Source organism: Arthrobacter sp. TmT3-37, from assembly GCF_054510835.1.
Map to the genome: position 1 here is coordinate 19,716 of NZ_JBTNDU010000014.1, position 12,474 is coordinate 32,189.

The window sequence follows — 12,474 nt, forward strand, 5'->3', positions numbered from 1 at the left end:
TGGTGCGAACGAGGAAGTCTGCCCCCGCCCCCGCCCCCCGCCCCCGCTCCCGTTGCCGGCGCGGACGCAGATCCTCGTGCCAGGGAAAGGCGGCATCTGCTGCGTCTCGTGAGGGCTCCCCGTAGCCATGGGCTTCCGAGTTCATCCACCGACCGCGCATATCCCCGGCCCAGCACTGTCAAAACGTCCGGGCCGGAGTATCAAGCGGTTCTGCGGCAGAACGACTCGACCTCAGCCGGCCAGGAAGCGGGGGTGCTTCTCGACCCGCCACCCGCCGGCCGTGTAGGCGAAGTTGTCCACCACCTTCACCGGAGGCTGGAACGTGCCGTTGCCGTTGTTCAGCGACACCCACACCCCGGCATCACCGAACCCCACGATGTCCGCCCGCCCGTCTCCGGTCAGATCCGCCAGGAAACGGGGGTGCTTCTCGACCCGCCACCCGCCGGCCGTGTAGGCGAAGTTGTCCACCACCTTCACCGGAGCCTGGAACGTGCCGTTGCCGTTGTTCAGCGACACCCACACCCCGGCATCACCGAACCCCACGATGTCCGCCCGCCCGTCCCCGGTCAGATCCGCCAGGAAGCGGGGGTGCTTCTCGACCCGCCACCCGCCGGCCGTGTAGGCGAAGTTGTCCACCACCTTCACCGGAGCCTGGAACGTGCCGTTGCCGTTATTCAGCGACACCCACACCCCGGCATCACCGAACCCCACGATGTCCGCCCGCCCGTCTCCGGTCAGATCCGCCAGGAAGCGGGGGTGCTTCTCGACCCGCCACCCGCCGGCCGTGTAGGCGAAGTTGTCCACCACCTTCACCGGAGCCTGGAACGTGCCGTCACCCTTGCCCAGGGCCACCCAGGTGCCATCCCCATGGAATCCGATGATGTCCGCCGTGCCGTCGCCGGTCAGATCCGCCAGGAAACGGGGGTGCCTTTCGACCCGCCACGTCCCACCGACGTAACCGAAACTGTTCAGTACGGTCTGCGGGGGGTGGAAGGTTCCGTCGCCCTTGTTGCGCGCCACACGGACGCCGGATTCACCGAACCCCACGATGTCCGCCCGCTTGTCGCCGGTCAGATCCGCCAGGAAACGGGGGTGCCTTCCCACCCGCCATCCTCCTGCGCTGGCGGTGTACGCAAAGGACCCATCGAGTACCTTCAGCGTGGAGTGGAATGTGCCGGCCCCCTTGTTCAATGCTCCCCAGACGGCGGACTCACCGAAGCCGGCGATGTCCGCCCGCCCATCACCGGTCAGATCCGTCGAATACGTGATGTAAGCCCATGGAAAAGGTCTGGGCTCGAGCTTGGGATACATCGCGTGGACGGCGGCGATGTCTCCGTCGCTCAATCCTGACCGCTGGCCGAAGGGCTCGCCGTTGACAGCCGTTATCGTCACCTGACCGCTGATGCCGAAGGCAGTGGGGCCGTAGTGCATGATCGACTCGAAGTCGTAGGGGCCGATGTCGTCTCCGTCGGCGATGTGCTGATTGAAGTTGTGCTCCTTGCCGGCCTCGATCCGTTCCCAGTGGATACGGATGAAGCGGGCCCGGTCTTCCCGGCTCTGCTCGTGCCACAACCCGACAGCATGACCGATCTCGTGCACTGCAGCCCCGAACCCGCACCCTCCAGCCAGTGAGATGACTTGCTCGCCGCCACGCATGCCGACACCGGACCAACAGCCGTCCCGGACTTGGAACGACACCCAGTTCGGCCATGAACCGGCATTCTGCGCAGTCCGCTCGACGAAACGAATCCAGGTAGGAGCCTCCCAGTGCTCGATCGCGGCACTGACCCGATCCCGTAGTTCGGGAACCGTGACATAGGGGACGACGCCGTTCGGCCAGCGAAACCTCTGACCTGTGATCCCAATTCCTTCGGCGAAGTCCAGTGGCTCCTCGGCGTGGCCGCTGATAGAAAGTGGTCCCGTCGTGATCCCTTCGAATTCGGCACGCAACGCCTCGAGCTCGTCGACTGTTCCGAGCCGGATGTCGCCCTCGAAGAAGCCGACTCCGTCGATCGCGGCGTACTGAACCGGTTTCACCTGGAAGGCCTGGATGCCGAATACGAAGGATGTGCGGACGTCCTCGGAAGACCTGAACATCAACTCCTCACATTCAGAGCGTGCCGCGCCCCCGCCCTCCGGGGCAGGTCCCGTGTTCTCGTTCATGGTGTCTCCCAGATAGAAGGATGCGCTTGCAGTGATGCAGCGCAGGCTAGCGAAATGGGCGTTACCAACCCATTACCGGATGTCGTCCTTTGTGGCGGCAGCCCGGCCGCACGGCCGTAGGAGTAGTCCAGGGGTCGTCTGGCGCGCTTGCTTCATGAGCGCGTCGTGGAAGCATTTCAACCGGGTTCAAGCCTCGCCGGCGGGTGGCTGGCGTCCATCGGGGCGGCGGTCGGGTACGGGCTCCGGAGGCAAGCCGGACTCCCGAACCTCGTACGACTACAGGAACGGCGACAGCTCCGTCATCGGATAGCGTCCCGCGCCGCAACGCTGCACGCCGGTACGTGGGAGTGATGGTGACGCACCAGTACCCTCTGTGGAGGAAGCGGCTGTGGTGAGGGCGTCACCTTTTCGTTCCTCGATAACATAAAGTGCCTGTTGATTGACATGCCTCGGCAAGCTGAGGATGCTTGCTTTTGCATGAGGCATCGGCTAGATGAACTGAAACCAGGTTCCCATGGGCTACGACGACTATGGTGAATTGAAACTCGAACTGCTCCGGGCGTGGCAGCTTTACCGGCACGGCGTTGTCGTACACGTTGCAACACGTCAGCAGCGCCTCATTGCAGCGCTTGCGGTCAAGGGTCCTTGCCTCAGGAGCTATCTTGTCGGCCTGCTGTGGCCGGAGTACCCCGATCCCCGGGCACTGGAGAGTTTGCGGGTCAGCGTGCACCTGATTTCACGTCAGGTACCCGGGCTGCTCGTCAATCACGGCGCGTTGTTGGCCTTGAACGACCGCGTCGAGGTGGATCTGTACCGCGTTCGGACTCAGACGCAGAGACTGAGCACGGTTGCTTCTGAGGAGGACTGGGCTCCTGTGCTGTACGAATTGCGTGACGCGGACCTGCTACCCGGCTGGTACGAGGACTGGGTTGTCTTCGAACAGAGCCGGCTGCAGCAGGACCGGCTCCGCGCTTTCACCATCCTTGCAGGGCATTCACTGGACCAGGGCTACTGTGACAGGGCAGAGGCGGCCGCCGAGGCGGCACTGGAGTTGGAGCCGCTGTATGAGGCTGCGGTCCGGATCCTCGTTGCTGCCGAGTTGCAGCACGGCAATCCGGCCGCTGCGCTTCGCGACTACGAACGGTATCGGGAAAGACTCGAGGAGGACATGGGGCTGAAGCCTTCCGAAGCTCTCCGCAGGCTCATTACTGATGCCATCGAGGGTCGAGTCCGAGCGAGTGAAAAGCACCTAGTTGTTCCTGCCGGTGACCCCTTGTTGAGCGGCTATCCACTTCTCCACCACCTGTAGGACCTCCGCATGATCAGCGACACATGCAGTGCGCTGTTCGTTTCCCGGTGATCGTCCGTACGTTATCCGTGCACGAAAACTCTGGGTGTGACCCGCCTCGAACCATGTGCGAATGATCATGGTTTCCATTGCTGGGGCCTCCGGACCTGCTCCGGAACCACCAGTAGATCGTGGCCAATGGCGGCCTGTCACCATGGTGTCCACCTACTCCCGGTCGTCGCCGCTGTCGTAGTCGCCGCCGACGCCGACGACGACGAGACGAAAGCCTCCTAGCGGATGATGGCGCTCAGCCCTAGTGCAACAAAGCCCCCGTTACGGCGGCGTTACGGGCCGCCGGGTCGGGCGGCCACGATGGCTCACGCCGCCGGCGAGAGACGCCTGCCTGGATCTCCGGTCCACGGGAAATGGGTGCCGAGCTGGGAATGAGCCTGGTCCAGAACCACTGACCGAGACGGCGTCATCCGGGCCCGGTGGCTGTAACGCAGTAGTAACGGGGTGGGAGGTCTACTCCACTCGCAGCACCAAGGGGCCCGACCCTTCCCGGTGCTCCACGATCTCGGTACTGGGCAATGAAGAGAAGTATGTGATGACACAGGACGAAACCCACGCGTTCCCCGATATCCGTTCAGGTGCGGAGTCCTCATGACTCAGTTCCTGCCGATCATCTATGTCCGGGGGTTCGCCGGTGGCACTCGGGGAATCGACAAAGCGGTGGACGATCCCTTCTACGGCTTCAATGAAGGTTCCACTCACGTACGTGTCGGCGCCCATGGGAATGCCCTGTTCTACCAGTTCGAATCGCCCCTGCTTCGACTGATGATGGACTACGGCTACGAGCTGAAGGTACGCGGTGATCAGCAACGCCTGCTGAACGAGGCCGGAAGTGACTCGATGCCACCTCGGACGATCTGGGTGTACCGTTTCTACGACCCGAGCGCCTCCACCTTCGATCACCCGCCATTGCCCTACCGGATAGAAGACGCCGCCAGAGGACTGGCGGACTACATCCATAAGGTCCTGGACAAGACGAAGGACGCGGACCAGGTGTATCTTGTGGCGCATTCCATGGGGGGCCTTGTGTGCCGGTCGGCCATCCAGCGCTTCATGTACACGCCGAACCAGGCGTTGGGCCCCGAGGAAGTCGCCGCGGGGGAAGGTTTCGCCCCGGATCCTGCTCATCAGGAGCACGTGAACCTGTCCGGGAAGGTGACACCGCCGTTCCCTGTCTCAAAAGTCGTCACGTATGGAACCCCCCACGGAGGGATCGACATCGATCTCGGCGGATCGATCGGAGACTGGTTCGTAGAGACGTTCGGGCCCAACGGCTCAGATATCTTCAAGGAACCCCGCATGAGGGAATATCTGTCCCCCGAGGGGCAGGAGGACTTTCATCCTCCCGGAGGCTGGGACCCCCGTGTTCCATATTTCAGCGCGCTTCCGGCTGAGCGGTACCTGTCACTGGTGGGCACCAACCCGGGAGACTACGACGTCGCCCTGGGGTGGTCCTCGCGCGCGGTGGGCGTCAAGAGCGACGGACTCGTGCAGATCCGCAATGCCTACGTGAAAGGCTCCAACCGGGCCTACATCCACCGCTCCCATTCCGGGCGCTACGGGCTGGTCAATTCGGAGGAGGGCTATCAGAACCTTCAGCGTTTCCTTTTCGGCAACCTCAAGATTGCGATCAGCCTGTCGGATCTGGACCTGGATCTGACGGATGGAGCAGTCTGGCAGGCAGACGTGGGACTCGCGATCCGTGGAGTCCCAGTGCTGATGCACTACCAGTCCGCGACCGCCCACTGTCCGGTTGTTCTCAGCGAGGAGAACCGGGATACGCCGCTGAACCCGGTGCCGCTGGTGACAGCCTTCCTGCTGCCGAAGGAGGACCCCGCAGAGCCGCGTCGATATGCCCTGGATCTGCGTGTGTACTCCCTTCGGGAGGACAGGGGCTTCCTGTCCTTCGGTTCCCACCTCGAGCAAGTAGCCGACTGGCAGGACGCCCTGCTGGTCGACGTCTCCACCCAGGCCGACGGAACGATCGGGAGTGCGCGCTACCAGTGGAACTCCACCCTCGCGGGAGCGATAGCGAAGGCCGGCATGTTGGACAGAGAGCTCATGTGGCGTCGGGCCCCGGACGACACCGCCGCTTCGCCGAGTTTTGTCGCACGAGTCGACATACCTCCTGTGGCCGAAAGCGTCCTGGGACCGAAGGCGCACCTCAGCGTCGGCATCGGACACTGGGAATAGGGATACATCTAGCTGCCCAGAGCCGTTTCGGCCAGGCGTTCCGCGCCCTCGGCGAGTGCGACGGACAATTCCCCTTCGCCCAGGCGGGAGGCGTAGGACGCAAAGACGACTGCACCCACGACGCGTGCGGTGTCCATCTGCCATGGTTCCGGCCGGGGTCCTTCCTCCTGACGCGGGCCGGGCCAGGGCCATGGCCACTTGCGCGGCCATGGAGTGGCGCACCAGTCATCGACGAGTTCGCTGAGAATTCGCGCTGGAGATTCCCCCCGGACATCGGCCTCGACCGCCAGCCGAGTGGCCTCCGTGGCCATGAGGCCGGCATCGATGAGGAATCCATCCGGCTGCAGCCTGGGCGGTAACGGCTGGGGGTTCAGGGCTACCGCGGAATAGCGTCCCCGGACAAGTGGCCCCTGCAGATCGATCAGGTCCCAGACGGCAGGATGGATGCGGGCAATCAGGGACAGCAATGCGTAGTGATTCATGGTTGCTCCTTGGTCTCATCTTCTTGGCCGGCTCGGTGCCGGCATCACGTCTTCGGAGCCCGCCGCCAACGGAACAAGAAGGTGGCTCGACACCCACTCGATTGTTTCCCTGATCACGCACGGTGACGCCGACCTGCTGCTGAGGACGTACCCAGCAACCGGCGATGACGCGTTCGTCCCCCAGGAACACGCACCTTTTCAGCGTGCTTTCCTGCCATGGCTTCTCCCTGACGAAGAAGACCCTTTCTTGACCGATCAGCAGCGGCGGTGCTTCGGTTGCCCACCATTCTGCGAGCGGGGCGTTACTGGAGTGTTATCCACACTGAATTCCCGACGCCGAGCACGACATGACGGTGGAGGTAAGGCTGACCCCGGACAGCAGGGCCCGCACCGTCATCGGGGTCGCACCGTCGATCGTGGCCTTTGTCGGAAGGGCCGACCAGCCCGACGGGCGAACCGGTCGCGATCAACGGCTGCGATGACTGTGAGCACCTTCTCGGCGGTCATCGCTGAACAGCACGCACGGGTACGCCGTTCGCGACTTCCACATGAACGCGGATCGAGCGCTGACCAGCAGTTCCTGGCGGCGCAGCTGGCGCGCAAACGTGGGCTTCAGTCTCTGATACGACTGCATCACTCCCGACCGGCGCGACCGGGCGTGCCGGAAGTGAGGCTTCCCGGGACTTCGCGGAAGGGGGGGGGCTAGCGCCGGGTGTCCGCGAGGTCCGACGTCGACGGTCCTTCGAGCAGCTTCCCGTCGGCCGTGAAGCGGGACCCGTGCAGCGGGCAGTCCCAGGACCGTTCCGCGCCGTTCCAGTTGAGGATCCCGCGCAGGTGCGGGCACACGGCCGAGACGCGGTGCTGCACGCCGTCGACCGTGCAGATGCCGATGGGGCGCGCACCCTCCCGGACGACGCGGCCCTCGCCCTCGCCAGGAGCCGTCTCCCCGGTCTTCGCGAGACCGGACAGCCAGCCCGTCACCATGTCCATGCCGACCACGGCATTCGCCTGCACGGTCTGGAGCGCGTCGGACGGGCTGACCTTCGTCCGGTACAGGGTCTCGGCCCAGGGCATGTTGCCGCCCAGGATCTCACCGGACAGGGCCATGGATGCCGCGACGGCGTTGGTCATGCCCCACTTGTTGTAGCCCGTCGCCGCGTAGATGTGCCCGCCGCCGGCGGGCACCTTGCCGACGTACGGGACGGCGGCGGCAGGGGTGTAGTCCTGGGCGGACCAGGCGTAGGCGGGCCGTGCTGTCGGGAAGTACTCCTGAGCCCAGCGCGTGAGGTCGTCCACCTTGGCCTGCGTGTTCGAGCTATGGCCCACCTTGTGGCCGTTGCCGCCGACGATCAGGTACTTCGTGCCGTCCACGGTGGCGGTCCGCAGGGAGCGGGTGGGCGAATCGGCGCTGAGGAACATATCCTCCGGGACGTCGTCGTCCACTGTCAGCGCCACGCAGTAGGAACGCATCGGCTGCAGCACGGCGAAGTAGCCGCCGCGGTCGAGGATGGGGATGCCGGTGGCGAGGACCACGTTCGACGCCGTCACGGCGCCCGCGCTGGTCTTCAGTTCGACACCATCGGCGCCCGTCTTCGCGACTCCTTCGACACGGACGCCCTCGATCAGCGCACCACCGTGCCGCCGGAACTCCGACGCCAGCCCCGCCAGGACCTCCAGTGGGTGGAACTGCGCCTGGTCCTTCAGCCGCAGCGTCCTCCGCACGGGGAAGGGGAGGGTGGCCGCGGTGCCCAGCTCGGTAGCGAGCCCTGACTCGGTGCACGCCTCGTGCTCGGAGACCAGCTTCCGTGCCCCGGTATCGGTGGTCGCGTAGTTCACGGCGTCCCGCGTCTCGTAGCCGATGCCGTGATCATCGCAGAACCGCAGCAGCCAGCTCTGGCCCTCACGGTTCCCGACGACATAGGCGCGTGCCAGCTCGGCGTCGTGGTGCTTCAGGATCATCGACATACTGGTGCCCTGCAGGAGCGAGAGCTTCGCCGTGGTGTTCCCCGTGGTCACTGCCCCTGCCGTCCTGGACTCGAGGATCGCCACGCGGTGACCCGCACGCGCCAGGAGGAGCGCCGTCGTCATGCCCGTCAATCCGGCTCCCACCACCACCGAGTCGAAGGAGGCGCCGTCCGGCAGGGTGTCGGAGGGGATGTGCGGCGCGGTGTCGAGCCAGAGTGATCTCATGGTGGTCCCTTCGAATCGATGTCCCCCACGCAACCACTAAGCATGCTTACAGTCAAGCATCGCAAGGCCTATCGGCGGCGCGCGCTAGGGTTGCGCCCGTCGACCGTCTCCTCCCAGGAAGGCACTCTCCGTGCACGTCCGGCTCGTCCTGCCCCACCAGCTGTTCGAGGAGCACCTCGAGGCGTCCCCGGACACGCATTTCGTGTTCCTCGAGGACGACCTCCTCTTCCGCAGCCTCCGGTTCCACCAGCAGAAACTCGTCCTGCACCGTGCTGCCATGACGCTCCTCGCCCGCCGGGTCGAGGGCGCGGGCTATGCGGTGCACTACGTGGAGACGTCCGCGGACGCCACCAGTCAGGAGCGGCTGTACGCGCTGCTCCTCGAATGCGGTGCCACGGTGGTGAGCTACTACGACGTCGTCGACGACTGGCTCGAGGGGCGGCTCAGCCGCACGCTGGCCGATGCCGGCGTCGAGGGGCGCGTGCTCGGGACTCCGCAGTTCCTCACCCCGCGGGACACGATCGCCGGCTATTTCTCCTCCGCGAACTGGCGCATGCAGACCTTCTACGAATGGCAGCGCAAGCGGCTGGGCATCCTGGTGGAGCGCGACGGCTCGCCGACGGGCGGGAAGTGGAGCTTCGACGCCGAGAACCGCAAGAAGCTCCCCAGGAGGATCACCGTGCCGGACCTCCCGCAGTTCGAACGACTGCCGGAGGTGGAGGACGCCATCGCCTGGGTGCGGACCGCCTTCCCGGACAACCCCGGCAACGCCGAGTCCTTCAACTGGCCCGTCACCCACCGGCAGGCGTCCGACGCCCTCGAAGCCTTCCTCACGGAGCGCTTCGAGCTCTTCGGACCGTACGAGGACGCGATCGCCGAGGGCCGGACGTACCTCTTCCACTCGGCCCTGAGCTCGAGCCTGAACACCGGCCTGCTCAGCCCTGCCGAGGTGGTGGAGCTCGCCCTCGACTTCGCGGAACGGCACGGGACGCCCATCGCCAGCGTCGAGGGCTTCCTCCGCCAGATCATCGGCTGGCGCGAATACATCCGGGCGTCGTACGTCCTGCGCGGCCGCGAGATGCGGACCGGCAACACCCTGCGGCTCACCGCGGACCTGGGCGAGGGCTGGTGGACCGGGGACACGGGACTGGCGCCGGTGGACTCCGTCATCACGCGCATCCTCGACACGGCCTACGCACACCACATCGAGCGCCTCATGGTGCTCGGCAACGCGGCCCTGCTGATGCGCGCCAGGCCGGACGCCGTCTACGAGTGGTTCATGGAGATGTTCATCGACGCCTACGACTGGGTGATGGTGCCCAACGTCTACGCCATGAGCCAGTACGCGGCCGGCAGCATGATCACCACCAAGCCCTACGTGAGCGGCAGCAACTACATCAGGAAGATGAGCGACTTCAGGGACGGCCCCTGGCGGTTCAGCTGGGACGCGCTGTACTGGGAGTTCATCAGGGACTACCGGGACCTGTTCGCCCGCAACCCGCGGTCGAACATGGTCGTGGCACTCCTCGACCGCATGGACAGCGAGCGGCAGAGGGACCTGCGGCACGAGGCCGCCCGCTGGATCCCCGGCAAGGGGTCGACGACGGTGGACGAGGACCGCCCCGCCCGCACGGCGGAGCGCACGCGGACGCAGGCGCGCGCTCCGCTGGAGGAACGCCGGACACCGGAGGAGCACCCGACGCCGGTAGTTCCGGCGGCGGCGCCGACGCTCCCCGGCCTATAGTCGGAACCATGGAACAACGAACCCTTGGAAGAACCGGCCGTCCCGTCTCCGTCGTCGGCCTCGGCACCTGGCAGCTCGGCGCCGACTGGGGCGAGGTGGAGGACAAGGACGCCGTGGCCGTCCTCGATGCGGCCGTCGAAGCCGGCGTCACCTTCTTCGACACCGCCGACGTGTACGGCGACGGGCGGAGCGAGACGACCATCGGCTCCTACCTCGCCGACAACCCGGACCTCGACATCCTCGTGGGCACCAAGATGGGCCGCCGCGTCGACCAGACCCCCGAGAACTACACCCTGTCCAACTTCCGCCAGTGGATCGACCGCTCGCGCACCAACCTCGGCGTCGACGCCCTCGATCTGGTGCAGCTGCACTGCCCGCCCACCGCCGTGTACAGCTCCGACGAGGTCTACGACGCCCTCGACACCCTCGTCGACGACGGCGTCATCAGGAACTACGGCGTCAGCGTCGAGCGCACCGACGAGGCGCTCGCGGCGATCGCACGCGGCACCACCGCCAGCGTGCAGATCATCCTGAACGCCTTCCGCCTCAAGCCGCTCGACGAGGTGCTGCCCGCGGCGAAGTCCGCCGGCGTCGGCATCATCGCACGCGTGCCCCTGGCCTCGGGCCTGCTGTCCGGGAAGTACACGAAGGACACCGCGTTCGCCGAGAACGACCACCGGAACTACAACCGCAACGGCGCCGCCTTCGACGTCGGCGAGACCTTCTCCGGCGTCGACTACGAGACCGGGCTGCAGGCCGCCCGTGAATTCGCGGAGCTCGTCCCCGAGGGCGTCACGACCGCCCAGGCCGCACTGGCGTGGATCATCGCGCAGGACGGCGTCAGCACGGTCATCCCCGGAGCCCGCACCCCGGACCAGGCCAGGGCGAATGCGGCGGCCGCCGGCCACGCGGACCTCGGTCGGGAGATCGGCGCCGCCGTCGCCGCCATCTACGACCGCCACTTCCGGGCCACCGTGCACCCGAAGTGGTGACCGCCGACCGGGACCCGTCCGCCGCGGACGGGTTCCGGTAGCCGCGGGCCTCGGCTAAGGTGGCCAGTACCTAAGTCAGACGGGTTAGAGGACGTCTGTCATTGTTGAATCACCCACGAAGGAATCGACATGACTGAGAACACCTCGACCGCCGGCGAATCCCACACCATCCGCGACTGGACCGACCTCGCGGAGGAGATGTGGTCCTACCTGACCGGCAGGGGCGCTGCGATCAACTACACGCTGCAGGACATGACCATCGAGGTCCCGCGCGACATCGGCCCGGATGCTCCCCGCGCCACCTGGAAGTTCAACGGCACCCTGCGCATCACCACGAGTGACAACGCCGCCGGCGGATCAGATCCCTACGCGGGCTGACGCGTCACCAGCGACATGGCCACACTCAGGCTCGACATCGACATCGATTTCTCGCTCGGGGAACCGGCCGCGGACGGCAAGCCGGAAACAGGGCTGAGCGGCACCGTGAAGGCCGCAGGGACCGCGGTGGAGATCTTCCTCGACGATCCGGCGTCCTTCCGGGGCACCAACCTCCCCAGCGTCGGGCAGGTCCGTGCTGCCGCGAAGCAGCTGGCGGCCCGCGGCCTCTCGGTGTCCGTCAGCAGCCCGAAGGGCCTCCTGGTCAGCATCGGCGCGGTGCGGACCTCCATGGCCCAGCGGCTCGTGACGCGCTCGCCGCACATCCGGCTCGGTTCCCCGGGGACCCTTGCGCCCCTGCTCGGCGTCGGCCGCCGCGCACTCGACAAGAGCGATGCGCCGTCGCTCCTTCCGCCGTCCACTCCGTTCCCGCTCGTCCCGACCGTGAACCGCCGCATCCGCCGGACCATCACGACGACGCACTACGAGCACGGCGGCGGCCGGCCACGACTGATCTTCGTGCAGAACTCCGACGCGTGGAACGGACAGGTGCCGCGGGAGTTCGCCCTCGTCGAGGAGCGCACCACCATCGGCAGCGGAGCCGGGGCGATGCTCAACCTGAGCGGCCTCGACGACCTGCATGCCGAGATCCGCCACACGGACGACGACGAGTACGTGCTGGTGCCGCACGGCGCCATCACGGGGAGCGTCAACGGGAGGGAGGAGTCCGTCCTCCGGACGGGTGCCCGCATCCGGCTCGGCGACTGGGCGCTGGCGTTCTTCCGGGAGGAGTACGCGGACCACGGCCGGCCCTTCGGCGGACGGAACGGCGGGGAGCTCGCCTACCAGCGGCCGCAGCGCAACCCGCGCACGGGCGCCACCGAAGTGGACGGCTCCGAGGGCGTCGGCGACTTCCGGCGACCGCCGCGCTGACCGCGGTGCCCTTCCGGGATCCGCAGCCGGTCCCGGCAGGGG

General features: G+C 66.4%; 9 protein-coding genes. 6 read left to right on the forward strand and 3 right to left on the reverse strand.

Annotation, left to right across the window (positions count from 1 at the left end; translation table 11 throughout):
• Positions 1-231: 231 nt before the first annotated feature.
• Positions 232-2,097 carry a M12 family metallopeptidase gene (locus tag ACX80U_RS15005; RefSeq protein ID WP_459269005.1) on the reverse strand — a complete coding sequence of 622 codons (1,866 nt, stop codon included), beginning with the start codon at positions 2,095-2,097 and terminating at the stop codon, positions 232-234.
• Between the two features lie 580 nt (positions 2,098-2,677).
• Here ACX80U_RS15005 and ACX80U_RS15010 point away from each other — a divergent pair.
• Both ACX80U_RS15010 and ACX80U_RS15015 read left to right on the forward strand, forming a co-directional pair.
• Positions 2,678-3,472, forward strand: coding sequence for an AfsR/SARP family transcriptional regulator (locus tag ACX80U_RS15010; RefSeq protein WP_459269006.1), 795 nt, complete (start codon positions 2,678-2,680; stop codon positions 3,470-3,472).
• A 642-nt stretch (positions 3,473-4,114) separates the two neighbouring features.
• Entirely contained in the window at positions 4,115-5,716 is a 1,602-nt protein-coding gene (locus tag ACX80U_RS15015; protein WP_459269007.1) for an esterase/lipase family protein, read from the forward strand.
• A gap of 8 nt (positions 5,717-5,724) precedes the next feature.
• On the opposite strand, the gene ACX80U_RS15020 is transcribed toward ACX80U_RS15015, so the two are convergent.
• Positions 5,725-6,198 carry a hypothetical protein gene (locus tag ACX80U_RS15020; RefSeq protein WP_133081547.1) on the reverse strand — a complete coding sequence of 158 codons (474 nt, stop codon included), beginning with the start codon at positions 6,196-6,198 and terminating at the stop codon, positions 5,725-5,727.
• Positions 6,199-6,900: 702 nt separating this feature from the next.
• Positions 6,901-8,388: an FAD-dependent oxidoreductase gene (locus tag ACX80U_RS15025; protein WP_459269008.1), complete on the reverse strand. Its 1,488-nt coding sequence runs from the start codon at positions 8,386-8,388 to the stop codon at positions 6,901-6,903.
• A 130-nt stretch (positions 8,389-8,518) separates the two neighbouring features.
• On the opposite strand from ACX80U_RS15025, the gene ACX80U_RS15030 reads away from it, so the two are divergent.
• From ACX80U_RS15030 to ACX80U_RS15045, 4 genes are all read left to right on the forward strand, one after another.
• Positions 8,519-10,132 carry a cryptochrome/photolyase family protein gene (locus ACX80U_RS15030; RefSeq protein WP_459269009.1) on the forward strand — a complete coding sequence of 538 codons (1,614 nt, stop codon included), beginning with the start codon at positions 8,519-8,521 and terminating at the stop codon, positions 10,130-10,132.
• 8 nt (positions 10,133-10,140) lie between these two features.
• The gene (locus ACX80U_RS15035) at positions 10,141-11,124 is read left to right on the forward strand and encodes an aldo/keto reductase (RefSeq protein WP_459269010.1); all 984 of its coding nucleotides are present in this window, start codon (positions 10,141-10,143) and stop codon (positions 11,122-11,124) included.
• Between the two features lie 129 nt (positions 11,125-11,253).
• Positions 11,254-11,502: a hypothetical protein gene (locus ACX80U_RS15040; protein ID WP_133081543.1), complete on the forward strand. Its 249-nt coding sequence runs from the start codon at positions 11,254-11,256 to the stop codon at positions 11,500-11,502.
• A gap of 15 nt (positions 11,503-11,517) precedes the next feature.
• Entirely contained in the window at positions 11,518-12,432 is a 915-nt protein-coding gene (locus ACX80U_RS15045) for an FHA domain-containing protein (protein WP_459269011.1), read from the forward strand.
• The last annotated feature ends 42 nt before the right edge of the window (positions 12,433-12,474 follow it).

Excerpts from the sequence above, each read along its gene's own strand:
- ACX80U_RS15005 (WP_459269005.1), bottom strand. The coding sequence starts at position 2,097 with ATGTTCAGGTCTTCCGAGGACGTCCGCACATCCTTCGTATTCGGCATC.
- ACX80U_RS15010 (WP_459269006.1), top strand. The coding sequence starts at position 2,678 with ATGGGCTACGACGACTATGGTGAATTGAAACTCGAACTGCTCCGGGCG.
- ACX80U_RS15015 (WP_459269007.1), top strand. The coding sequence starts at position 4,115 with ATGACTCAGTTCCTGCCGATCATCTATGTCCGGGGGTTCGCCGGTGGC.
- ACX80U_RS15020 (WP_133081547.1), bottom strand. The coding sequence starts at position 6,198 with ATGAATCACTACGCATTGCTGTCCCTGATTGCCCGCATCCATCCTGCC.
- ACX80U_RS15025 (WP_459269008.1), bottom strand. The coding sequence starts at position 8,388 with ATGAGATCACTCTGGCTCGACACCGCGCCGCACATCCCCTCCGACACC.
- ACX80U_RS15035 (WP_459269010.1), top strand. The coding sequence starts at position 10,141 with ATGGAACAACGAACCCTTGGAAGAACCGGCCGTCCCGTCTCCGTCGTC.
- ACX80U_RS15040 (WP_133081543.1), top strand. The coding sequence starts at position 11,254 with ATGACTGAGAACACCTCGACCGCCGGCGAATCCCACACCATCCGCGAC.
- ACX80U_RS15045 (WP_459269011.1), top strand. The coding sequence starts at position 11,518 with ATGGCCACACTCAGGCTCGACATCGACATCGATTTCTCGCTCGGGGAA.